The sequence below is a fragment of the Streptomyces sp. NPDC048338 genome (assembly GCF_043201055.1).
Taxonomy (GTDB): Bacteria; Actinomycetota; Actinomycetes; order Streptomycetales; family Streptomycetaceae; genus Streptomyces.
The window spans coordinates 248,122-270,120 of sequence record NZ_JBICYQ010000008.1 but is presented as its reverse complement, the minus strand read 5'-3'; the positions used below and the strand labels follow the sequence as shown (position 1 = coordinate 270,120).

The window sequence follows — 21,999 nt, the reverse complement described above, 5'->3', positions numbered from 1 at the left end:
TCAACGCATACTCACGCGACCACGGTTCCCGGAGACCCGTACCCTGGTGGGGCTATGACTACGACTCCTCCCCGTCCCCTCCGTGTCCTGGCCGCCATGTCGGGCGGCGTGGACTCCGCCGTCGCCGCCGCCCGGGCCGCCGAAGCCGGGCACGACGTGACCGGGGTGCACCTGGCCCTCTCGGCGAACCCGCAGTCCTTCCGCACCGGCGCGCGCGGGTGCTGCACCATCGAGGACTCGCGCGACGCCCGCCGGGCGGCGGACGTCATCGGCATCCCCTTCTACGTCTGGGACCTCGCCGAGCGCTTCCGCGAGGACGTGGTCGACGACTTCGTCGCGGAGTACGAGGCCGGCCGCACCCCCAACCCCTGCCTGCGCTGCAACGAGAAGATCAAGTTCGCGGCGCTGCTCGACAAGGCACTGGCCCTCGGCTTCGACGCGGTCTGCACCGGCCACTACGCGACGGTCGTCCTGAACGAGGACGGCACCCGCGAGCTGCACCGGGCGTCCGACATGGCCAAGGACCAGTCGTACGTCCTCGGCGTCCTCGACGAGAAGCAGCTCGCCCACGCGATGTTCCCGCTGGGCGACACCCTGACCACCAAGGACGAGATCCGGGCGGAGGCGGAGCGTCGCGGGCTCGCCGTGGCGAAGAAGCCCGACAGCCACGACATCTGCTTCATCGCCGACGGCGACACCCAGGGCTTCCTCGCCTCCCGGCTCGGGACGGCCGAGGGCGACATCGTGGACGAGGAGGGCCGGAAGCTCGGCACGCACGAGGGCGCCTACGGCTTCACGATCGGTCAGCGCAAGGGGCTGCGGATCGGCCACCCCGCGCCGGACGGCAAGCCGCGCTACGTGCTGGACATCTCGCCGGTGAACAACACCGTCACGGTCGGCCCGGTGGAGGCGCTCGACGTGACGGCCCTGACGGCGATCAAGCCGCGCTGGTGCGGCACGGCGCCGGCGGCCTCGGGCCGCTACACGGCCCAGCTGCGCGCCCACGGCGGCGAGACCGAGGTGACGGCGGAGCTGGCGGACGGCACGCTGCACGTCACCTTCGACGAGGCGGTCCGGGGCGTGGCCCCGGGACAGGCGATCGTGCTCTACGACGGCACGCGCGTGGTCGGTTCGGCGACGATCGCGACGACGGTCCGGCGCGCGGCCGACGCCACGGTCTGAGTCGGACGGTTCGGCCGGTTCCGCCCGGCCGGTTCGGTCCGGACGGGCGCCGGCGGTACCGGGGCCGGCCCCGGCCTCACTCCTCGACGAAGAACTCCTCCAGGACCGGCGCGAGGACGTGCGGCGCCACCAGAGGGGTCTGGCCCGTCAGCGTGCGGTGCCGGCCACGGGGGAGCGCCGCCGCGACGGCCTGCGCCGCCTCGCGCGTCCAGGCCGGGCTGAAACCGCCGTCGACGACCAGCACGTGCGCGTCGACCGACCCGAGCAGGGCGTCCGGCACCACCCCGTCGCCGAGGACCGCGTGGTCGTACGCGAGGGTGTGGGCCACCTCCGCCAGCCGCGGCCACCGGACCGACCCGCGCAGCCCGGCCGACGCCTCCGGTGCCGCCGCGTCGGACAGGAACAGCTCCAGTGCCTCGTCGCGCCGCCCTCCGTCGAGCAGCGCGACCAGCCGCCGGCCGCGCGCGGCGAACGCCTCCCGCACCTCGGTGTCAGTCGCGTACGGCGGCTCGAAGACCGAGAGCCGGGCGATCGGCAGCCCGGCCGCCGCGGCGGCCAGAGCCAGCGCGCCACCCGACGAGGTGCCGTGCACGGTGACGTCGCCGCCCACCTCGTCGGCCACGGCCGCCAGGTCGTCGATCTCCCGCCCCACCGCGTACGGGCCGGTGTCGCCGCTCCCGCCGCGGCCCCGGCGGTCGTAGGCGACCACCGAGAAGCGCGACGCGAGGAGCCCGGCCAGCGGCCGCTCGGCCGCGGCGGTGCCGAGGGCCCCGCCGACCAGGATCACCGGCGGCCCGTCGCCGTACCGCTCGTACGCGATCCGTGTGCCGTCCGCCGACGTGACCCGTCCCCGGACCCTGCTCAGCGTGCTGTTCGCCTCGTCCATGCCAGTGATGACCGGGGCCGTGTGCGGAACTCATCGGTGTGCGGGGGAAATTCACCGGGAAGTTCTCGGGCCGGCCGTTCCGGGCGGTCCGCCGGCCCCCGGACCACCCCCTACGGTGGAGCCATGAACATCTGCGTCTTCCTCTCCGCCGCCGACCTCGACGAGCGCTACACCGGCCCGGCGCGCGAGTTCGCCACGCTGCTCGGCAAGGGCGGGCACACGCTCGTGTGGGGCGGATCCGACGTCGGCCTGATGAAGGTGGTCGCCGACGGCGTGCAGGAGGCGGGCGGCCGGCTCGTCGGGGTCTCGGTCGACTTCCTCGCCGCCACCGCCCGAGCGAACGCGGACGAGATGGTCGTCGCCCGGGACCTCGGGGAGCGGAAGGCGCTGCTCCTCGCCAAGTCCGACGCCGTCGTGGTCATGGTCGGCGGCACCGGCACCCTGGACGAGGCCACCGAGGTGCTGGAACTGCGCAAGCACGGCAAGCACACCAAGCCGGTGGTCCTGCTGAACACGGCCGGCTTCTACGACGGCCTGAAGACGCAGTTCCGGCGCATGGAGGACGAGGGCTTCCTGCCGCTGCCGCTGACCGAACTGGTCTTCTTCGCGGAGGACGGCGTCGCGGCGCTCGCGTACCTGGAGGAGTCCGCCGGCATCCGCTGAGTGCGCGCACCGATGCGGCCGCGAAGCGACTGAGGGGCCGCACTCTTGCGCTGGTCAGGGCAGTCCTGCTATGCCCCGGACGGTTCCCTCCACCCCGTTCCGGTTCGCGACTGCGCACGCTGCGGCGTGCTGCGTTAACCTCGCCGAGCATGATCGCGCAGGGGGCGCGGTCGACAGGGCGAGGGGGGAGCGGGCATGCCCTATTCGGAGCGCTGGCAGGAGCTGTTCGGCACCACCGACGGAGGTGCGGACCAGGGCGGGGCGAGGATGACACTCGCCTCGACGGCTCCGGAGCCGGGCACGGCCGGCGGCCGGCAGAAGCTCGAGCACAGCGGAGGTCCGTGGACCAGTGCGTCCGGCATCGCCGGTGAGCTGCGCACCAGCACCGGGACGAGCCGCTCGGCGCTCGGCCCCGGCCACGAGGGGATCGAGGCGAGCGCCGCGGGCTTCGCCTCCGTGGCGGCCGTCCGGAGCGTGCTGAAGTCCTGGGAGGACCGCCTCGCCGCCGTCCGGGACGAGTGCGACCAGCTCGAAGGCGCCCTGCTCAAGGTGGCCAAGGAGATGGGCGAGACCGAGGTCGCGATCGAGAAGTCCTTCCAGGCGGCCGGCGGGAACGACGGGAAGTCGGGGGAGAAGCGGTGACGCGCACACCCCTCACGTGGCAGCAACTGCGCGACCTAAAGCCGTCCGAGTTCGAGGACGCGGGCGACAAGTGGAACGAGGTGTCGGGACGTTCCGACTCCGATCGCGTCCGGGTGGACCGCGCGATGTCGGCCAAGCTCCGCGAGACCCAGGACAGTGAGTCGGCCGAGGCCGCACTCGGCAGGCTCGAACGGCTCAGCCGTAACTTCCGTTACCTACAAGCCGAGTGCGGTCTGGTCCGGACGGCGCTGAACGGCCTCGCCGCCGATCTCGCCGAGCCCCAGCGGCAGCTGAAGCAGGCCCTGGACGAGGCTGCGGCCCTGAAATTCACCGTCCACGACGACGGGTCCCTGACGTACCCCGCCGCCACCGCCACGACCCTGATCGGCGACAAGGAGGCACCCGGAGGCAAGGTCAAGGGCAGCCTCCCGCTCGACCGGCCCTCCTTCGGTGACTACGCACCCGGCACCTTCAAGCCCATGAACCCGAACGCGGAGAAAGCCCAGGCGATTGCGGACCGCATAGCCCGGGCGGTCTGGTCCGCCGGTGACATCGACGCGCGGTACGCCAAGACGCTGGACGGCCTTCGGGCGGCCAAGGGGCTCGATGTCACCGAGGCGACCATGAAGGACGTCTTCCGGGACACCGCCGACGTCCGCGCCACTGCGGGCTCCTACCTCGCCGACGACCTGCCGTCCGGCAAGAGTCCCGCCGAGCGCAAGGCGTGGTGGGACGCTCTGAGCGAGGAACAGCGCCAGGAATACCTGGAGATCGCCCCCGACATGATCGGCGGGCTGGACGGGATTCCGGCGGCCGCCCGCGACGAGGCGAACCGGAACCATCTGCCGGTGCTCATGGACGAGCTGGCAGGAAAGGACGACAGCGACTCCGAGACGAAGCTCGACGCGCTCCGCATGATCAAGGACAAGCTGGACAAGCCGAGCAACCCGCCGATGTTCCTTCTCGGGATCGGCGACGAGGGCAACGGCCGCGCGATCGTCGCATACGGCAACCCGGACACCTCGAAGAACGTGTCGGCGTACGTTCCCGGCCTGGGCACCAAGCTGAACGACGAGTTCGTCGAGGACACGATGAAGCGGGCACAGGACACGGCTCTCGGCGCCCGGCGTATCGACCCGTCCAGCGCCTCGATCGTCTGGCTCGGCTACGACGCCCCGCAGAACGTCGATGTGATGTCGAAGGGGGACGCGCAGCGGGGCGCGCCGGCGTACAACCAGTTCATGGCGGGCCTCTCGGCGACGAACGAGGGCAAGGACCCCCACGTGACGGCGATCGGCCACTCCTACGGCTCGCTGACCGTGGGTACCGCCGCGAAGCAGTCCGGCGGCATTCCTGGGGTCGACGACGTGATCCTGCTCGGCAGCCCCGGCGTGGACGCGCAGAAGGCGACGGAGCTCGGCGTGGGCAAGGACCACGTCTTCGTCGGCGCAGCCGACAACGACCCGGTCACCCATCTGCCCACGCAGGACGAGGCGAAGCTCGGCTGGGTACTGGGAGGCCCGACAGGGGTTCGGGTCGGGCGCGACCTCTTCGACATCGACAACGACGACGTCTACTTCGGCAAGGACCCGGCGAGCGAGGCCTTCGGGGCGCAGCGCTTCAAGGTCGACGACGGGCCCCGCATGGTGTTCGAAGGGGGCGGGTTCGACGCCCACTCCCAGTACTTCACGCCGGACCTCGACCCGGAGTCGGCGAAGAACATCGCCAGGATCGTCGCCGGGCAGTCCGACAAGATCACTACGGAGGACCACCGATGAAGCGACAGGGGCGGGCGGCTCTGTTCGCCGGGTCCGTCATCCTGGCGGGCGCGGTGCTGGCGGGGTGTGGAAGCCTGGGCGACGGAGGAGCGAGTACGGACATGAACATGCAGGAAGCGGCGGACCGCGCCGACGCGATGCTCGACGGAACGCTGAACGCGTTCGTACCGAAGCTCCAGTGGGCCCACGACACGACCACGTCCGGCAGTTGCACGGTGACCCGGCGGCGGGCCGTGACGACCGTCATCTCCGAGCAACGGCGTGGCAGCTTTCTCGGCGTGATCGAGCGGTTCTGGAAGAAGTCCGGATACGAGATCACCGGCGTGAACCAGGACGAGGAGATGCCGGCCATCTTCGCCAGGACGCCCGACGGCTTCGAGCTGTCCGTGGAGGTCGGTTACAAGGGGCAGGCCTTCCTCGACATCAACACCCCCTGCGTCGAGGAGTCCGCGGTCGCCGAGTCGACTTCCCGGCCCAACGGCCCCGCTTACGCGCCGGGCAAGATCCCCACCCCCCACGTCCGCTCCGACTTCTGGTCCGCCGCTCCACCCGCCCCCGGCACCTCGTCGTGACCGGGATGCGAGCATGGCTCCCATGGCTACTCATGTGATCACCGGAGCCGGCTCCGGCATCGGCGCGGCCGTCGCGCGGCGGCTCCACGCCCGCGGGGACGAGCTCGTGCTGCACGCGCGCGACGCGGGACGGGCCAAGGAGCTGGCCGCCGCGTTCCCCGGCGCGCGGACGCTCGTCGGGGACCTCGCCGACCCCGACCGGCTCTCCTGGGCGTTCTCGCACCAGACCCTGCCCGAACGCGTCGACACGCTCCTGCACGTCGCGGGCGTCGTCGACCTCGGCCCGGTCGGCGAGCTCACCCCGAAGACCTGGCACCACCAGCTCAACGTCAACCTCGTCGCCCCGGCCGAGCTCACCCGGCACTTCCTGCCGCAGCTGCGGGTCTCGAAGGGGCACGTCGTCTTCGTCAACTCCGGTGCCGGGCTCAACGCCCACGCCGAATGGGGTGCCTACGCGGCCTCCAAGCACGGGCTGAAGGCGCTGGCCGACTCGCTGCGCCACGAGGAGCACGCCCACGGCGTGCGGGTGACCTCGGTCTACCCGGGGCGGACCGCCAGCCCCATGCAGGCCAAGGTCCACCAGCAGGAGGGCAAGGAGTACGACCCGTCGAGGTGGATCGACCCCGAGTCCGTCGCGACGGCCATCCTCACCGCCGTCGACCTGCCCCGTGACGCCGAGATCAACGACCTGACGGTCCGGCCGGGTCGGTAGCCCCGGCTGTCGCGCGTACGCTTCCCGGGTGAGCGACACGAACGACGAGAAGACCCCCTTCCTCCGGGGCCCCGCCACCGGCGTCGGGTCCATGCCCGGCGGGGACGCCCGGGAAGCCGCCAGGACCGTCGCCGGATCCTTCGAGGACTTCCCCTTCCTGGCCGAGCTGCCCGCCCGCGGGCCGGGCGCCGACATGATCGGGCGGACCATCGGGCTGCTCGTCGAGATGTACGCGCACGTGGAGCCCAGCGGGTGGCGGGTCAGCGACCGGCCCGGGCGCGACACCCGGCGCGCCCGGTCCTGGCTCGGCGAGGACCTCGACGCCCTGGAGGAGTTCACCCAGGGCTACGAGGGCCCGCTCAAGGTCCAGGCGGTCGGTCCCTGGACCCTCGCCGCCGCGCTGGAACTGCGCGGCGGCGAGGCCGCGCTGGGCGACGCCGGGGCCTGCCGGGACCTGGTCGGCTCCCTCGCCGAGGGCCTGCGCGGCCACCTGGCGGAGCTGCGCCGGCGGGTGCCGGGCGCCCGCCCCGTCCTTCAGCTCGACGAGCCGTCCCTGACCGCCGTCCTGCGGGGACAGGTCCGCACCGCCAGCGGCTACCGCACCTACCGGGCCGTCGACCGGCAGGTCGTCGAGAGCGCCCTGCGCGAGGTGATCGCCGTCCACGACGGCCCCGTCGTCGTCCACTCGTGCGCCCCGGACGTGCCGTTCGCGCTGCTGCGGCGCTCCGGCGTCTCCGGCGTCTCGTTCGACTTCTCGCTCCTCACGGAGCGTGACGAGGAGTCGATCGGTGAGGCGGTGGAGTCCGGAACCGTCCTCTTCGCTGGCGTGGTGCCGTCCACCGACGCCCCATTGTCCGACCCGGGCGGTAGCGTCATGGGTGTCAGGACGCTGTGGCGCAGACTGGGGCTGAATCCGGGGACTCTGGCCGATTCCGTCGTGGTCACCCCGACGTGCGGGCTCGCGGGTGCTTCGCCGGCGTACGCCCGGGCGGCGCTCGCCCACAGCGCCCGGGCGGCGAGATCGCTCGCGGACAACCCTGAGTGACGGGTTTTCGAGGCAAACGGGAGGACGAGTAACGGTGGCAGTCGAACAGGGGGCCCTGCCCGCCGAGGCACGGGAGAAGCACGCCGACCTGGCCGAGCAGGTCGAGGCGCACCGCTTCCGGTACTACGTGAAGGACCAGCCGGTCATCAGCGACGGCGAGTTCGACCGACTCCTGCGCGCCCTGGAGGCCCTGGAGGAGGAGTACCCGGAGCTGCGGACGCCCGACTCGCCGACGCAGAAGGTCGCGGGGGCGTACGAGACGGAGTTCACCTCCGTCGAGCACCGCGAGCGCATGCTCTCGCTCGACAACGCCTTCGACGACCTCGAACTCGCCGCCTGGGCCGAGCGGCTCGCGCGCGAGGTCGGCACCTCCGGGTACCACTTCCTGTGCGAGCTGAAGGTCGACGGCCTCGCGGTCAACCTGACATACGAGCACGGGCGGCTGACCCGGGCGGCGACCCGCGGCGACGGCCGCTCCGGTGAGGACATCACGCCCAACGTCCGCACCATCGCCGACATCCCGGACCGGCTGCGCGGCGACCGCATCCCCGAACTCGTCGAGATCCGCGGCGAGGTCTACTTCCCGATGGAGGCCTTCGAGGGACTCAACGCCCGCCTCGTGGAGGCCGGCGACAAGCCCTTCGCCAACCCGCGCAACGCCGCCGCGGGTTCGCTGCGCCAGAAGGACCCCAAGGTCACCGCCACCCGCCCGCTGCACATGGTGGTGCACGGCATCGGCGCCCGCGAGGGCTTCGACATCGACTGCCTCAGCCACGCCTACGAGCTGCTGCGCGAGTGGGGCCTGCCGACCGCCCGGCACAACAAGGTGGTCGACTCGCTGGACGGAGTGCGGGAGTTCATCGCGTACTTCGGCGAGAACCGGCACTCCGTGGAGCACGAGATCGACGGGGTCGTCGTCAAGCTGGACGAGATCCCGCTCCAGGGCCGGCTCGGCTCCACGGCGCGCGCCCCGCGGTGGGCGATCGCCTGGAAGTACGCGCCGGAGGAGGTCAACACCAGGCTCGTCGACATCAAGGTCGGCGTCGGCCGCACCGGCCGGGTCACGCCGTACGCGCAGGTGGAGCCGGTCACGGTCGCCGGCTCCGAGGTCGAGTTCGCCACCCTCCACAATCAGGAGGTGGTGAAGGCCAAGGGCGTCCTCATCGGCGACACCGTGGTGCTGCGCAAGGCCGGCGACGTCATCCCGGAGATCCTCGGGCCGGTCGCCGACCTGCGGGACGGCACCGAGCGGGAGTTCGTGATGCCGGCCGAGTGCCCCGAGTGCGGCACGCCGCTGAAGCCGATGAAGGAGGGCGACATCGACCTCCGCTGCCCCAACGCCCGGACCTGTCCGGCCCAGCTGCGCGAGCGCGTCGCGTTCCTCGCCGGTCGCGAATGCCTGGACATCGAGAAGTTCGGCGCGGTCGCCGCCGCCGCGCTCACCCGGCCGCTGGAGCCCACCGCCGCGCCGTTGGTCGACGAGGGCGACCTCTTCGACCTGACGATCGAGCAGCTCCTGCCCATCCGGGCGTACGTCCTGGACCCGGACAGCGGACTGCCCAAGCGCGATCCGAAGACCGGCGAGGAGAAGACCGCCCTCGTCTTCGCCAACCAGAACGGCGAGCCGCGCAAGAACGCGCTGTCGATGCTGGAGAACATCGCCGCGGCCAAGGAGCGGCCCCTGGCGCGGTTCATCAACGGGCTGTCGATCCGTCACGTGGGCCCGGTCGCGGCCGCGGCCCTCGCCCGCGAGTTCCGCTCCCTGGACCGCATCGAGCAGGCCACCGAGGAGGAGCTGGCGGCCGTCGACGGGGTCGGCGGGATCATCGCGGCCGCGGTGAAGCAGTGGTTCGCGGAGGACTGGCACCGCGAGATCGTGCGCAAGTGGCGGGCGGCGGGCGTCCGTCTGGAGGACGAGGGCGCCGACGAGGAGCAGGGACCGCGCCCGCTGGAGGGGATGACGGTCGTCGTGACCGGCACCCTGCAGAACTTCACCAGGGATGGCGCAAAAGAGTCGCTGCAGAGCCGCGGAGCGAAGGTGACCGGTTCCGTTTCGAAGAAGACCGACTTCGTCGTCGTAGGGGACAACCCGGGTTCCAAGTACGACAAGGCGATGCAGCTGAAGGTTCCGGTTCTGGACGAGGACGGGTTCGCGGTCCTGCTGGAGCAGGGTCCCGACGCGGCCCGGGAGGCGGCGGTTCCGGCAGCCGGGTAGCCCTCCGTCCCTCCTGTCCCACCCCCGGATCGTCACCCGTTCGGCGCATACCAGATCGTTAGGGGTGGCCGGGTCTCATTCGGGCAAGACATGGAGAGCGCTGCCCGTCGGAGCCCTCCGCGGCCTACTGTTGTGACGTGCGTCTGTCGTGCACGGCCGCGTTGGGCTCCGTCGGTCGTGGTGGCAAGACAACGGCCCATCGCGTTGCAACGGCACCGCCGGCTGTGAGAGGGACGAATGAAACCGAGCGAGAGTGCCGCCCCGGTCTCACGGCCGCATGGCCGCGCGGTCTTCGCGGGCATCACCCCAGGGCTGCCCGGAGCGGTGGTGGCCCTTGCCGCCGTCGTGCTCGCGGTCGGCCTCTACGAGGCCCTGAGCACCGGTCACGGCCTGTTCCCCGGCGACACCGCGGGCTGGTGCCTCGCGATCCTCACCGGACTCATCGTCGGACACCTGGTCGCCCTCGGCCGTGACCGCTGGTGGGGCGGCACCGGCTCCGGCGCCGCCCTCACCCTCGCGGTCCTCCTGCTGTACGGCTGGGTGCCCGCCGGACTCGTCGCGATGACCGTCGTCGTGCTCGTCGGCGCCGCCCGCCGCCACCGCTGGCGACAGGGCCTGCTGCACGGCGCCGCCGACGTCCTGGGCATCGGCGCGGCCGCCCTCGTGCTGGCCGCCTTCGGGGACACGCCGTCCGTCGAGCGGCCCTGGCAGCCACTCGACTGGACGATCGGAGACATCCCCGAGGTCGTGCTGTCCGCGGGCGCCTACCTCGTCGTGACCCGGCTCCTGCTCTGGTACGCCCACGCGCCCCAGGGCGCCTCGCTGCCCACCGCCACCCGGACGGCCCTGATCCGGCAGGGACTCGTCGCGGTCGCCCTGCTCGGCATCGCCCCGCTGATCTGCGTCGTGGCCGCCTCCCTGCCGGTGCTGCTGCCGCTCTTCGCCGTCCCCCTCATCGCCCTCGACTCCACCCTGTGGATCGCCCGCGCCCGGGCCGAGGAGCAGCTGCGCGACCCGCTCACCGGGCTGCCCAACCGGCAGTGGCTCCTGGAGCGGACCTGGACCGCGCTGGAGGCGGCCGAGGGGGAAGGGGCGCGCGCCGCCCTCGTCCTGATCGACCTCGACCGCTTCCGCTCGGTCAACGACACCCTGGGGCACCTCGCCGGAGACCGGCTGCTGCTCCAGATCGCGGAGCGGCTCAAGCTCGCCCTGCCGCGCGGGGCGGAGGCCGCGCGGCTCGGCGGGGACGAGTTCGCCGTGCTCCTGCCCATCGCCGACTCCACCACGAGCGCCCAGCGCGTCGCCCGCCACCTGGTCGCCGAGCTGTCCTCGCCGCTGGACCTGGACGGGCTCACCCTGGTCCTGGAGGCCAGCGCGGGCGTCGCGGTCTTCCCGGACCACGCCCTGGACGCCGAGGGCCTGCTGCGCCGCGCCGACGTGGCCATGTACCAGGCGAAGCGGGACCGGACGGGTGTGGAGGTGTACGAGTCCAAGCGCGACTCCAACACCCCCGACCGGCTCGGGCTCCTCGGCGATCTGCGCCGCGCGCTGGACGCCCGCGAGGTCGAACTGCACTACCAGCCCAAGGTCCGCTTCGACGGGCAGGTGGCCGGCCTCGAGGCGCTGGTCCGCTGGGTGCACCCGGAACGCGGGCGCGTCCCCCCGGACGAGTTCATCGCGATCGCCGAGTCGTCGGGCCTGATGCCGCACCTCACCGAGTACGTCCTGGAGACCGCGCTCGCGCAGGTCGCCCGGTGGCGCGCGCAGGGCCTGTACGTGCCCGTCGCGGTCAACGTCTCTCCCCGGGACGTCCACACGCCCGGCTTCGCGGGCGCGGTCGCGGCCCGGCTCGCCCGGCACGGGGTCCCGGCCGGCGCGCTCCAGCTGGAGATAACCGAGCACGTGCTCCTGGAGGACCCGCAGCGGGCCGCCGACACGCTGGCGGGGCTGACCGGACACGGCGTGAAGATGTCCCTGGACGACTTCGGCACGGGCTACTCCTCGCTGGTCCACCTGCGGCGCCTCCCGGTGAGCGAACTGAAGATCGACCGTTCCTTCGTGGCCCGGCTGGCCGTCGACACCGAGGACGCCGAGATCGTGCGCTGCACCCTGGACCTGGCGCACTCCCTGGGCCTGCTCGTCGTCGCCGAGGGCGTCGAGGACGACGAGACCTGGGAGCGGCTGCGGGACCTGGGCTGCGACGCAGTCCAGGGCTGGCTGGTCGCCGCCGCGATGCCGCCTGCCGAGACCACCGCCTGGCTGCGCGCCCGCGGCGAACACGGCTGGCGCAGGCCCTCCGAGGAGGCGGCGGCACTGGAGGTCGACCAGCCCTCGGGGCACGTGGTGCAGTAGCGCGGGGCCGGGACGCGCGCTCCCGGCCCGGCGTGCGGTGAGGGGCGCGGGAGCGGGGCGGGCCGCCGTCCCGGGGCGGCCCGGGGCGACCGTTTAACGGTCGGACGGCCACGCCCCATAGGATTGGGCCCAAACCACACACACTCACCCCTGAGGATCGCTGCATGCCTGGCATCACGCGCGAGGAGGTCGCACACCTCGCACGGCTGGCGCGTCTGGAGCTGAAGGGCGAAGAGCTCGATCACTTCGCCGGTCAGCTCGACGACATCATCGGCGCGGTCGCCCGCGTCTCCGAGGTCGCCGACCAAGACGTTCCGCCGACCTCCCACCCGCTGCCGCTGACCAATGTCATGCGCGCGGACGAGGTCCGTCCGTCGCTCACCCCCGAGCAGGCGCTCTCCGGCGCCCCGGCCCAGGAGCAGCAGCGTTTCAAGGTGCCGCAGATCCTGGGGGAGGACTGATCACCATGACGGACACCCACATCATCAAGCTCACGGCCGCCGAGATCGCGCAGAAGATCGCCTCCGGCGAGCTCACCGCCGTCGAGGTGACCGAAGCCCACCTGGCCCGCATCGAGGCCGTCGACGAGAAGGTCCACGCCTTCCTGCACGTCGACCGCGAGGGCGCGCTCGCGCAGGCCCGCGCCGTCGACGAGAAGCGGGCCAGGGGCGAGAAGCTCGGCCCGCTGGCCGGCGTCCCGCTGGCCCTCAAGGACATCTTCACCACCGCCGGCATCCCCACGACCGTCGGTTCGAAGATCCTCGAAGGCTGGATCCCGCCGTACGACGCGACCCTGGTGAAGAACCTCAAGGCCGCCGACGTCGTCATCCTCGGCAAGACCAACATGGACGAGTTCGCCATGGGGTCCTCCACCGAGAACAGCGCCTACGGCCCCACCGGCAACCCCTGGGACCTCACCCGGATCCCCGGCGGCTCCGGCGGCGGTTCCTCCGCGGCCCTCGCCTCGTACGAGGCCCCGCTCGCCATCGGCACGGACACCGGCGGCTCCATCCGCCAGCCCGCCGCCGTCACCGGCACCGTCGGCGTCAAGCCGACCTACGGCGCGGTCTCCCGCTACGGCATGGTGGCCTTCTCGTCCTCCCTCGACCAGGGCGGCCCCTGTGCCCGCACGGTCCTGGACGCGGCGCTCCTGCACGAGGCCATCGCCGGTCACGACCCGCTCGACTCCACCTCCATCGACGCCCCGGTCCCGCCGGTCGTCGAGGCCGCGCGCAACGGCTCCGTCGCCGGCATGCGCGTCGGTGTGGTCAAGCAGTTCCGCGGCGAGGGCTACCAGGCCGGCGTCGTGCAGCGCTTCGACGAGTCCGTCGCGCTCCTCAAGGAGCTGGGCGCCGAGATCGTCGAGCTGGACTGCCCGACCTTCGACCTGGCCCTGTCGGCGTACTACCTGATCGCGCCGTCCGAGTGCTCCTCGAACCTGGCCCGCTTCGACGCCATGCGCTACGGCCTGCGGGTCGGCGACGACGGCACGCGGTCCGCCGAGGACGTCACCGCCCTCACCCGTGAGGCCGGCTTCGGCGACGAGGTCAAGCGCCGCGTCATCCTCGGCACGTACGCCCTGAGCTCCGGCTACTACGACGCGTACTACGGCTCGGCCCAGAAGGTCCGCACCCTCATCACCCGCGAGTTCGAGAAGGCCTTCGAGGAGGTGGACGTGATCGTCTCCCCGACGACCCCCACCACCGCCTTCCCGATCGGCGAGCGCGCCGACGACCCGATGGCGATGTACCTCGCGGACCTGTGCACCATCCCGACCAACCTGGCGGGCAACGCCGCCATGTCGCTGCCCTGCGGCCTCGCGCCGGAGGACGGCCTCCCGGTCGGACTGCAGATCATCGCCCCCGCCATGAAGGACGACCGGCTGTACAAGGTCGGCGCGGCCGTCGAGGCCGCCTTCGTGGAAAAGTGGGGTCACCCGCTGCTTGAGGAGGCTCCGTCGCTGTGAGTGCCATGGCAAAGAAGGCCAAGAACTTCAAGAAGTCCAAGACCGGTCTGTACGTCTCGCTGGCCAGCACCGCCTTCGGCGCGGTCAGCGTCGCCAAGCAGGCCAAGCTGGCCCGTAACGACAACGACGTCCTGCGGCTGCTCGACGCCGCGGTGTCCGCGGCCGCCATCGCGACCGGCCTGGCGATCCTGTACCGGGAGCTCAAGCGCCTGGGCGACGACGACGTCCTGCTGGGCTGAGAGGGAAAGTCTCACTGTGACCGTCACCGAACTGCTGTCGTACGACGCGGCCCTCGCTGCGTACGACCCCGTCATGGGCCTGGAGGTCCATGTCGAACTGGGCACGAAGACGAAGATGTTCTGCGGCTGCTCGACCGAGCTGGGCGCCGAGCCCAACTCGCAGACCTGCCCGACCTGTCTCGGCCTGCCCGGCTCGCTCCCGGTCGTCAACGCGATCGGCGTCGAGTCCGCCATCAAGATCGGTCTCGCGCTGAACTGCGAGATCGCCGAGTGGTGCCGCTTCGCCCGGAAGAACTACTTCTATCCGGACATGCCGAAGAACTTCCAGACCTCGCAGTACGACGAGCCGATCGCCTTCAACGGCTATCTGGACGTCCAGCTGGAGGACGGCGAGATCTTCCGCGTGGAGATCGAGCGCGCCCACATGGAGGAGGACACCGGCAAGTCGACGCACATCGGCGGCGCGACCGGCCGTATCCACGGCGCCTCGCACTCGCTGCTCGACTACAACCGGGCCGGCATCCCGCTCATCGAGATCGTCACCAAGCCGATCGAGGGCGCGGGTGAGCGTGCCCCCGAGGTCGCCAAGGCCTACGTCGCCGAGCTGCGCGAGCTGATCCGCGCGCTGGGCGTCTCCGAGGCGCGGATGGACAAGGGCCAGATGCGCTGCGACGTGAACCTGTCGCTGCGCCCCAACGGCACCAAGACCTTCGGCACCCGCTCGGAGACGAAGAACGTCAACTCGCTCCGTTCCGTGGAGCGGGCGGCGCGCTTCGAGATCCAGCGCCACGCGGCCGTGCTGACCTCCGGCGGCACCATCGTGCAGGAGACCCGGCACTTCCACGAGGACGACGGCAGCACGACGTCCGGCCGGATCAAGGACAACGCCGAGGACTACCGGTACTTCCCGGAGCCCGACCTCGTCCCCGTCGCCCCGGCCCGTGCCTGGGTCGAGGAGCTGCGTGCCGAGCTGCCCGAGCTGCCGCGCGTCCGCCGCAACCGGCTGCGCGAGGAGTGGGGCGTCTCCGAGCACGACATGCAGTCGATCCTCAACGCCGGCGCGGTCGACCTGATCGTCGCGACCACGGACGCGGGTGCCCCCGCGGACCAGGCCCGCAAGTGGTGGATGGGCGAACTGGCCCGTTCTGCCAACGAGTCGGGCAAGGCCCTGGACGAGCTGTCGATCACCCCGGCGCAGGTCGCCCGGGTGACCGAACTGGTGGCCTCCGGCGACCTCACCGACAAGCTGGCCCGTCAGGTCATCGAAGGCGTCCTCGCGGGCGAGGGCGGCCCGGACGAGGTCGTCGAGAAGCGCGGCCTGAAGGTCGTCTCCGACGAGGGCGCGCTCGGCACGGCCGTCGACGAGGCCATCGCGGGCAACGCGGGCATCGCCGACAAGATCCGCGGCGGCAAGGTCGCGGCGGTCGGCGCGCTGGTCGGCGCGGTCATGAAGGCGACCCGCGGCCAGGCGGACGCGGCGCGCGTGAAGGAGCTCATCCTGGAGCGCCTGGGCGTCACCGAGGGCTGAGCCCCTCGACCGCCGGACCGTACGAGGGCGGCCCGCACCGGACTCTCCGGTGCGGGCCGCCTTTTCGTGTCCCGCGCTGTCCCGCCCGCGGATCGGCATCCGACGGATCGGCATCCGACGGCGCGGCATCCGACGGATCGGCATCCGACGGCGCGGCATCCGACGGCGCGGCATCCGACGGCGCGGCACCGGTCCTCGGCCCCCTGGGTGCCGGTGCCGGTGTGCCGGTGTGCCGGTGTGCCGGTGTGCCGGTGGCGGTCTCGGTGCGGTCGTCTCGGTGCGGCCGGCACGCCGGAGGGTCGGGGTCAGGCCGCCTGCCAGCGCTCCGTCGCGCACCCCATCTCCCAGTGCCACCAGCCTTTCCGGGTGCCCTGGACGAGCAGTTCCTTGATCTCGGTGAACGGCGCGTCCGCCGGGACGTTGAGGGCGACGAGGGGGAACTCCCCGCTGAACGCCTCTCCGCCCAGACCGAAGGGGGAGAGGCGGTCGTGCACCGCCTGCGCACTGCGGCCGAGCGGGCCGTCGGCGACCGGAAGCAGCCGCAGGGTGCAGTTCCCGGAGGCCGTCACGCGTTCGGCCGCCCAACGGGTGCCGTCCGCGTCCGTGGTGAAGCGGACGACGTCGTCCTGGGCCACCCCGTCCTGCAGGAACGGCACGTTGTCCACACGGGCCGTGTCGGGGCCCACCGGGGTCGCCCACAGCCCCTCGGTGTCCTGGGGCAGCCATCCCTCCCGCGGCACGAAGCGGAACCAGATCTTGATGCGTCCGTCGGTCATGCCCTCAGGATCCCGTACGCCCCCCGATCCGCTTGGCCGGAAATCGCTTGGACGGAGCGGCTGTCCTCTTGGACGTTCACCACCGGGTCGTCACGCGGCCTTCTCTCGGTCACCCGCTCTCACTACCGTCCCTCGCGGAACCCCCAATGGCTCGAAGGCGAACCATTGGCCGTCGACTGGAGGTCGGTCTTGGCACCCGAGATGTCCCGCAGAAGGCTGCTCGCCCTGGGCGGAGGCGCCCTCGGCGCCGCCGCGGCCGGTTCGCTGCTTCCGCCGTCCCTGCAGGCGGCGATGGCCGCGGGTCCGCCGTCCGGGGGTCTCTCGGCGGTCCGGCACGTGGTGATCCTGATGCAGGAGAACCGTTCCTTCGACCACTACTTCGGCACCCTGCGCGGCGTGCGCGGATTCGGCGACCGCAACGCCGTCGAACTGCCCACCGGGAAGACGGTGTTCGAGCAGCCCGCCCCGCTCGGCGGGACGGTGCTCCCCTTCCCGGTCCGGGACGCCGCCGCGGCGCAGCAGAAGGACCTCCAGTACATCGGCGACCTCGACCACTCCTGGAGCGGCGGCGCGAAGGCCTGGCGCGAGGGCTGGATGGACGGCTGGGTCCCGGCCAAGACCGCGGCCACCATGGCGTACTACGACCGCCGCGACATCCCGCTGCACTACGAGCTCGCCGACACCTTCACCGTCTGCGACGCCTACCACTCCTCCATCCACACCTCGACCAGCCCGAACCGGAACCACCTTTGGTCCGGCTGGACGGGCCACGAGGCCGACGGCGGCCGGGCCGTCACGAACGCCGCCTACGCCGAGGGCACCCACCCCGGCTACCCCTGGCCCACCTACGCGGAGCGGCTCGAAGCGGCGGGGCGGACCTGGAGGACGTACACCGAGTGGGAGAACTTCACCGACAACAACATCGAGTTCTTCACCACCTTCAAGAAGATCGCCCGCAAGGCGCTCGCCGCCACCGGCGGGCACACCTTCATGGAGTCCTTCTACGCCGCCGTCCGAGACACGGACGACCCCGCCGAGCGGGCCCGGCTGCTCGCCGCCCTCGAGGAGGGCGTCGCCACGCTCACCGACGCGGAGCGCTCGCTCTTCGAGCGCGGACTGCGCCGCGTGGAGACCGGCGGCCTCGCGGACGCCTTCCGCGCCGACGTCGCCGCCGGCACCCTGCCCGAGGTCTCCTACCTCGTCCCGTCCGCGATCGACTCCGAGCACCCCGGCTCCTCCTCGCCGATCGCGTCGGCCACCCTCGTCTACAAGGTGCTCGACGCCCTCGGCGCGCACCCCGACGTCTGGCGGCACACCGTCGTGCTGATCAACTACGACGAGAACGACGGCTTCTTCGACCACGTGCCGCCGCCCGTCCCGGCGGCCGACGACCCCGCCGGTGACGCCGAACGCTGGCAGGGCCGGCCGACCGGCCTGGGCATCCGCGTCCCGCTGCTCGTCGTCTCCCCCTGGTCGGTCGGCGGCTACGTCTGCTCCGAGACCTTCGACCACACCTCCGTGATCCGCTTCCTGGAGCGGCTCACCGGCATCCGGGAACCCAACATCACCCCCTGGCGGCGAGCCGTCACCGGCGACCTGACCTCCGCCTTCGACTTCCGGCGCGCCCATCGCCGGCCGGAGATCGAGCCGCCCGGCGCCGTACCGCCCTTCACCGGCCGCTGGCGGCCCCGGCCCCCGCAGGTCCAGCGGATGCCGGTCCAGGAGCCGGGCCGCCGCCCCGCGCGCCCGCTGCCGTACCAGCCGGACGCCTCCGCGCGGGTCGGGAACGGCTCGGTCACCGTCGTGCTCGACAACAAGGGGAAGGCGAGCGCCCACTTCGCCCTGTACCCGTACGCGGGCGAGTTCTCCGTTCCCCAGCACCGGGACGTGCGGGGCACGGGGCAGTGGACGGTCCCGCTCACGCGTGACCACTACCGCTTCACGGTCACCGGCCCCAACGGCTTCCGCCGCGAGTTCGAGGGCCCGGCCGCGGGCGGCGCCGAGCTCGGCTCGCACATCGACCACCACGACCGTGACCTGCACCTCACCGTCCGCAACACCGGAGCCACCGCCCTCACCTTCACCGTCCGGCCGCTCGGCTACGTCGACGAGGCCGACCTCGGCGACTGGACCCGCACGCTCACCGTCAAGCCCGGCCGGAGCCGCACGGTCGTCCACTCGGCCGCCGACGCGCACGGCTGGTACGACGTGGAGGTGACGGCTCCCGGCGGATTCCGCAGGCGCCTGATGGGCCACGTCGAGAACGGCCGCCCGAGCGTGTCCGGCTGACCCGGCGGCGTGCGGAGGCCCGGGCGGGGGGGGGCCGGACCGGGGGGCCGGGCCGCAGGGCGGGGGAGCCGGGCCCGGGCAGACCGAGCTCCGGGTCGAGTACACCGAGGTCCGAGGGGTGCCGGGCCGAAATCCGGGCCTCCGCCGCGCCACTGTGAGTAACGACACGAAAGGGGCAAAGGATCACGTAAGGCTGCGACAGTGGCCTGACGTAGGTCCATGTGTTCTTTGCGGGCTGTTCCCGGTCAAAGATCCACGAACCACCCAGGGAGCACGTCCTTTGGCCGCTATCGCACGGTGGTGCATCAAGCACCGCCTCGTCGCCGTCCTGCTCTGGCTCGTCGCCCTCGGCGGCACCGTCGCCGGGGCGTCGCTCGCGGGCAGCGCGTACTCCAACGACTACGAGGTCCCCGGGACCGAGTCCGGTCGCGCCACCGCCCTCCTCGACGCGGGATTCCCGGGCGCGGGCGGCGACAGCGACACCATCGTCTGGCACACGGACAAGGGCAGCGTCCGCGCCACCGCCGTCGAACAGCGGATGACCGGCATGCTCGACGAGGTCGCCGAGCTGCCCGGCATCGCCACGGTCACCTCCCCCTACGGCCAGAGCCCCGGCGCCCAGGCGCAGATCAGCGAGGACGGCCGGACCGCCTACGCCACGGTCGCCTTCCGCGCCCAGGCCGACGACATCCCGGAGACCCAGGCCCAGGCCCTCGTCGACACCGCCCGGCAGGCCGCCGGAGACGGCGTCCAGGTCGAGCTCGGCGGCTCCGCCGTCGCCCTCACCGAGGCCCCCGGCGGCCATGTCGCCGAGGCCGTCGGCGTCGTCGTCGCGGCCGTCGTCCTCTTCCTCGCCTTCGGCTCGCTGGCCGCCTCCGTGCTGCCCATCGCCACGGCCCTGGTCAGCGTCGGCACCGCGTACTCCGGCATCGTCCTGCTCGGTCACGTGATGACGGTCGCCGACTTCGCCCCCATGCTGGGCATGCTCATCGGCCTCGGCGTCGGCATCGACTACGCGCTCTTCATCGTCACCAGACACCGCAAGGGCCTCAAACGCGGCCTCCCCGTGGCGGAGGCCGCCCGGATCGCGGTCGCCACCACGGGCCGCGCGGTCGTCTTCGCCGGAGCCACCGTCTGCATCGCGCTGCTCGGCATGCTGATCCTGCGGCTCGGCTTCCTCAACGGCGTCGCCATCGCCGCCTCGCTCACCGTCGTCCTCACGGTCGCCGCCTCCGTCACCCTGCTCCCGGCGCTGCTCTCCTTCATCGGCATGCGGGCGCTCAGCAGGCGCGAACGCCGGCAGCTGGCCGAGCACGGCCCCCAGCCCGAGCTCCCCACCGGCTTCGCGGCCCGCTGGTCCGCCTTCGTCGAGCGGCACCCCAAGCTGCTCGGCGCCGTCGCCGCCGTCGTCATGCTGATCCTGGCGCTGCCGACCTTCTCGCTCCACCTCGGCACCTCCGACCAGGGCAACAACCCCGGAACGGCCACCACCCGCAAGGCGTACGACCTGCTCGCCGACGGGTTCGGCCCCGGGGTCAACGGACCCCTCACCCTCGTCGCCGGGATCGACGGCGCCGACGACCGGGTCGCCCTCGGTGACCTGCCGGCGAAGCTGGCGCACACCCGCGGCGTCGAGTCCGTCTCGCCGATCACCTACAACAGCGCCGGCGACACCGCGGTCCTGACCGTCGTACCGGACTCCTCCCCCCAGTCGAAGGCCACCAGCGACCTCGTCGACCGGCTGCGCCAGGACGTCCTGCCGGCGGCCGAGAACGGCACGTCGCTGGACGTGCACGTGGGCGGCGTCACCGCGTCGTACGACGACTTCGCCGAGATCATCGTCGGCAAGCTGCCGCTCTTCGTGGGCGTCGTGATCGCGCTCGGCTGCCTGCTCCTCCTGCTCGCCTTCCGGTCGGTCGGCATCCCGCTGAAGGCCGCGCTGATGAACGTCGCGGCCGTCGCCTCCGCGTTCGGCGTGGTCGTCGCGATCTTCCAGTGGGGCTGGGGCAGCGACCTCCTCGGCCTCGGCAGCGCGGGCCCGATCGAACCGTTCCTGCCGGTGATCATGGTGTCCGTGCTCTTCGGGCTCTCCATGGACTACCAGGTCTTCCTGGTCAGCCGGATGTACGAGGAGTGGCTGGAGACGGGTGACAACCGGCGGGCGGTCCGCGTCGGCCTCGCCGAGACCAGCCGGGTGATCAACTCCGCCGCGGTCATCATGATCTCCGTCTTCCTTGCGTTCGTCCTCAGCGGCGACCGCGTCATCGCGATGTTCGGCATCGGCCTCGCGGCGGCCGTAGCCCTGGACGCCTTCGTCCTGCGCACCCTTCTCGTGCCCGCGCTCATGCACATGCTCGGCGGCGCGAACTGGTGGCTGCCGCGCTGGCTCGACCGCCGGATGCCCCGGATCAGCATCGAGCCGCCGGAGTGCCGCGCGGCCGCGGACGCGCGCGAGGCGGACGTCCGGGAGCTGGACGTGCCCGCCGGCCTCGTCGCGGGACCCCGGGACGCGGCCGGTGCGGCCGGCCCGCGTGCGAAGATCCCCTCGCAACGCGTGACGGTCCCGACCGCGGAGGAGAACGAGGATGTTCGCGATATCACTGGGTGACGACGGCGCCGAGCTGCGTCCGCTGGAGCCCTGGCAGGCCCCCGAACTCCTCGCCCACATGGACCGCGGCCGGGAGTTCGTCGGCCGCTACATCGCCCTGCCGGACTTCGTCGCCGACCTGGACTCCGCCCGCGCCTACCTGCGGACGTACGCCGACAAGGCCGCGAACGACACGGGCCGCCTCTACGGCATCTGGGCCGACGGCCGGCTCGTCGGCGGGGTGCTCTTCCGGACCATGGACCTGGCCGGCGGCACCGCCGAGGCGGGCTGCTGGCTGGAGCCTTCCGCCGCCGGCCGCGGCCTGGTCACCCGGGCCGCCCGCGTGATCATCGACTGGGCGGTCGAGGAGCGCGGGATCCACCGCGTCGAGTGGCTGGCGGCCTCGGAGAACGAGGCGAGCATCGCCGTCGCCCGCCGGCTGGGGATGACCCGGGACGGCGTGCTGCGCGAGAGCTACCTCTACCGCGGGAAGCGGCACGACATGGAGGTCTGGTCGGTCCTCGCACCGGAGTGGAGGGCCCGCAAGGCCTGACCGGCCGGACGTCC

18 protein-coding genes are annotated in these 21,999 nt (G+C 72.2%); 16 read left to right on the top strand and 2 right to left on the bottom strand.

Annotation, left to right across the window (positions count from 1 at the left end; translation table 11 throughout):
• The first annotated feature begins 54 nt into the window (after window positions 1-54).
• Entirely contained in the window at window positions 55-1,182 is a 1,128-nt protein-coding gene (gene mnmA / locus ACGFZF_RS20530; RefSeq protein WP_393555994.1) for a tRNA 2-thiouridine(34) synthase MnmA, read from the top strand.
• Between the two features lie 76 nt (window positions 1,183-1,258).
• Here the strand turns inward: mnmA and ACGFZF_RS20525 are convergent, their stop codons facing one another.
• The gene (locus tag ACGFZF_RS20525) at window positions 1,259-2,068 is read right to left on the bottom strand and encodes an alpha/beta fold hydrolase (RefSeq protein ID WP_393555992.1); all 810 of its coding nucleotides are present in this window, start codon (window positions 2,066-2,068) and stop codon (window positions 1,259-1,261) included.
• Between the two features lie 123 nt (window positions 2,069-2,191).
• Here ACGFZF_RS20525 and ACGFZF_RS20520 point away from each other — a divergent pair, with 123 nt between their 5' ends.
• The 12 genes from ACGFZF_RS20520 to gatB all read left to right on the top strand — a co-directional run bounded on the left by ACGFZF_RS20520 (window position 2,192) and on the right by gatB (window position 15,780).
• Window positions 2,192-2,731, top strand: a complete 540-nt coding sequence (locus ACGFZF_RS20520) for a TIGR00730 family Rossman fold protein (RefSeq protein WP_393555990.1) — start codon at window positions 2,192-2,194, stop codon at window positions 2,729-2,731.
• A 195-nt stretch (window positions 2,732-2,926) separates the two neighbouring features.
• Window positions 2,927-3,373 carry a hypothetical protein gene (locus ACGFZF_RS20515; protein WP_393555988.1) on the top strand — a complete coding sequence of 149 codons (447 nt, stop codon included), beginning with the start codon at window positions 2,927-2,929 and terminating at the stop codon, window positions 3,371-3,373.
• Window positions 3,370-5,151: an alpha/beta hydrolase gene (locus tag ACGFZF_RS20510; RefSeq protein WP_393555986.1), complete on the top strand. Its 1,782-nt coding sequence runs from the start codon at window positions 3,370-3,372 to the stop codon at window positions 5,149-5,151. The genes ACGFZF_RS20515 and ACGFZF_RS20510 overlap by 4 nt, the downstream gene beginning before the upstream one ends.
• Window positions 5,152-5,252: 101 nt before the next feature.
• Window positions 5,253-5,723, top strand: a complete 471-nt coding sequence (locus tag ACGFZF_RS20505) for a hypothetical protein (protein WP_393555984.1) — start codon at window positions 5,253-5,255, stop codon at window positions 5,721-5,723.
• A gap of 13 nt (window positions 5,724-5,736) precedes the next feature.
• Window positions 5,737-6,435 carry an SDR family oxidoreductase gene (locus ACGFZF_RS20500; protein WP_356608156.1) on the top strand — a complete coding sequence of 233 codons (699 nt, stop codon included), beginning with the start codon at window positions 5,737-5,739 and terminating at the stop codon, window positions 6,433-6,435.
• Window positions 6,436-6,463: 28 nt separating this feature from the next.
• On the top strand, window positions 6,464-7,480 hold the full coding sequence (locus ACGFZF_RS20495; RefSeq protein ID WP_393555982.1) for a methionine synthase: 1,017 nt from the start codon (window positions 6,464-6,466) through the stop codon (window positions 7,478-7,480).
• 34 nt (window positions 7,481-7,514) lie between these two features.
• Window positions 7,515-9,695, top strand: a complete 2,181-nt coding sequence (ligA, locus tag ACGFZF_RS20490) for an NAD-dependent DNA ligase LigA (RefSeq protein WP_393555980.1) — start codon at window positions 7,515-7,517, stop codon at window positions 9,693-9,695.
• Window positions 9,696-9,932: 237 nt separating this feature from the next.
• On the top strand, window positions 9,933-12,047 hold the full coding sequence (locus ACGFZF_RS20485; RefSeq protein WP_393555978.1) for a putative bifunctional diguanylate cyclase/phosphodiesterase: 2,115 nt from the start codon (window positions 9,933-9,935) through the stop codon (window positions 12,045-12,047).
• Between the two features lie 164 nt (window positions 12,048-12,211).
• Window positions 12,212-12,508, top strand: coding sequence for an Asp-tRNA(Asn)/Glu-tRNA(Gln) amidotransferase subunit GatC (gene gatC / locus ACGFZF_RS20480; protein WP_015036350.1), 297 nt, complete (start codon window positions 12,212-12,214; stop codon window positions 12,506-12,508).
• 5 nt (window positions 12,509-12,513) lie between these two features.
• A complete protein-coding gene (gene gatA / locus ACGFZF_RS20475) occupies window positions 12,514-14,013 on the top strand; it encodes an Asp-tRNA(Asn)/Glu-tRNA(Gln) amidotransferase subunit GatA (RefSeq protein WP_393555976.1) in 1,500 nt (499 codons plus the stop codon).
• 5 nt (window positions 14,014-14,018) lie between these two features.
• Complete coding sequence (locus ACGFZF_RS20470; RefSeq protein WP_147980020.1) at window positions 14,019-14,252, top strand: hypothetical protein; 234 nt, start codon at window positions 14,019-14,021, stop codon at window positions 14,250-14,252.
• A 16-nt stretch (window positions 14,253-14,268) separates the two neighbouring features.
• Complete coding sequence (gatB, locus tag ACGFZF_RS20465; RefSeq protein ID WP_393555974.1) at window positions 14,269-15,780, top strand: Asp-tRNA(Asn)/Glu-tRNA(Gln) amidotransferase subunit GatB; 1,512 nt, start codon at window positions 14,269-14,271, stop codon at window positions 15,778-15,780.
• Window positions 15,781-16,085: 305 nt separating this feature from the next.
• On the opposite strand, the gene ACGFZF_RS20460 is transcribed toward gatB, so the two are convergent.
• The gene (locus tag ACGFZF_RS20460; RefSeq protein ID WP_393555972.1) at window positions 16,086-16,556 is read right to left on the bottom strand and encodes a DUF4265 domain-containing protein; all 471 of its coding nucleotides are present in this window, start codon (window positions 16,554-16,556) and stop codon (window positions 16,086-16,088) included.
• A 189-nt stretch (window positions 16,557-16,745) separates the two neighbouring features.
• On the opposite strand from ACGFZF_RS20460, the gene ACGFZF_RS20455 reads away from it, so the two are divergent.
• The 3 genes from ACGFZF_RS20455 (at window position 16,746) to ACGFZF_RS20445 (ending at window position 21,985) form a co-directional block, all read left to right on the top strand.
• Window positions 16,746-18,845, top strand: coding sequence for a phosphocholine-specific phospholipase C (locus tag ACGFZF_RS20455; RefSeq protein WP_393555970.1), 2,100 nt, complete (start codon window positions 16,746-16,748; stop codon window positions 18,843-18,845).
• Between the two features lie 280 nt (window positions 18,846-19,125).
• Window positions 19,126-21,453, top strand: a complete 2,328-nt coding sequence (locus ACGFZF_RS20450; protein WP_393555968.1) for an MMPL family transporter — start codon at window positions 19,126-19,128, stop codon at window positions 21,451-21,453.
• Window positions 21,431-21,985, top strand: coding sequence for a GNAT family N-acetyltransferase (locus ACGFZF_RS20445; RefSeq protein ID WP_393555966.1), 555 nt, complete (start codon window positions 21,431-21,433; stop codon window positions 21,983-21,985). Before ACGFZF_RS20450 ends, ACGFZF_RS20445 begins: the two co-directional genes overlap by 23 nt.
• Window positions 21,986-21,999: the final 14 nt, after the last annotated feature.

Excerpts from the sequence above, each read along its gene's own strand:
- mnmA (WP_393555994.1), top strand. The coding sequence starts at position 55 with ATGACTACGACTCCTCCCCGTCCCCTCCGTGTCCTGGCCGCCATGTCG.
- ACGFZF_RS20500 (WP_356608156.1), top strand. The coding sequence starts at position 5,737 with ATGGCTCCCATGGCTACTCATGTGATCACCGGAGCCGGCTCCGGCATC.
- ACGFZF_RS20470 (WP_147980020.1), top strand. The coding sequence starts at position 14,019 with ATGGCAAAGAAGGCCAAGAACTTCAAGAAGTCCAAGACCGGTCTGTAC.
- gatC (WP_015036350.1), top strand. The coding sequence starts at position 12,212 with ATGCCTGGCATCACGCGCGAGGAGGTCGCACACCTCGCACGGCTGGCG.
- ACGFZF_RS20515 (WP_393555988.1), top strand. The coding sequence starts at position 2,927 with ATGCCCTATTCGGAGCGCTGGCAGGAGCTGTTCGGCACCACCGACGGA.
- gatA (WP_393555976.1), top strand. The coding sequence starts at position 12,514 with ATGACGGACACCCACATCATCAAGCTCACGGCCGCCGAGATCGCGCAG.
- ACGFZF_RS20505 (WP_393555984.1), top strand. The coding sequence starts at position 5,253 with ATGAACATGCAGGAAGCGGCGGACCGCGCCGACGCGATGCTCGACGGA.
- ACGFZF_RS20520 (WP_393555990.1), top strand. The coding sequence starts at position 2,192 with ATGAACATCTGCGTCTTCCTCTCCGCCGCCGACCTCGACGAGCGCTAC.
- ACGFZF_RS20525 (WP_393555992.1), bottom strand. The coding sequence starts at position 2,068 with ATGGACGAGGCGAACAGCACGCTGAGCAGGGTCCGGGGACGGGTCACG.
- ACGFZF_RS20445 (WP_393555966.1), top strand. The coding sequence starts at position 21,431 with ATGTTCGCGATATCACTGGGTGACGACGGCGCCGAGCTGCGTCCGCTG.
- ACGFZF_RS20485 (WP_393555978.1), top strand. The coding sequence starts at position 9,933 with ATGAAACCGAGCGAGAGTGCCGCCCCGGTCTCACGGCCGCATGGCCGC.
- ACGFZF_RS20460 (WP_393555972.1), bottom strand. The coding sequence starts at position 16,556 with ATGACCGACGGACGCATCAAGATCTGGTTCCGCTTCGTGCCGCGGGAG.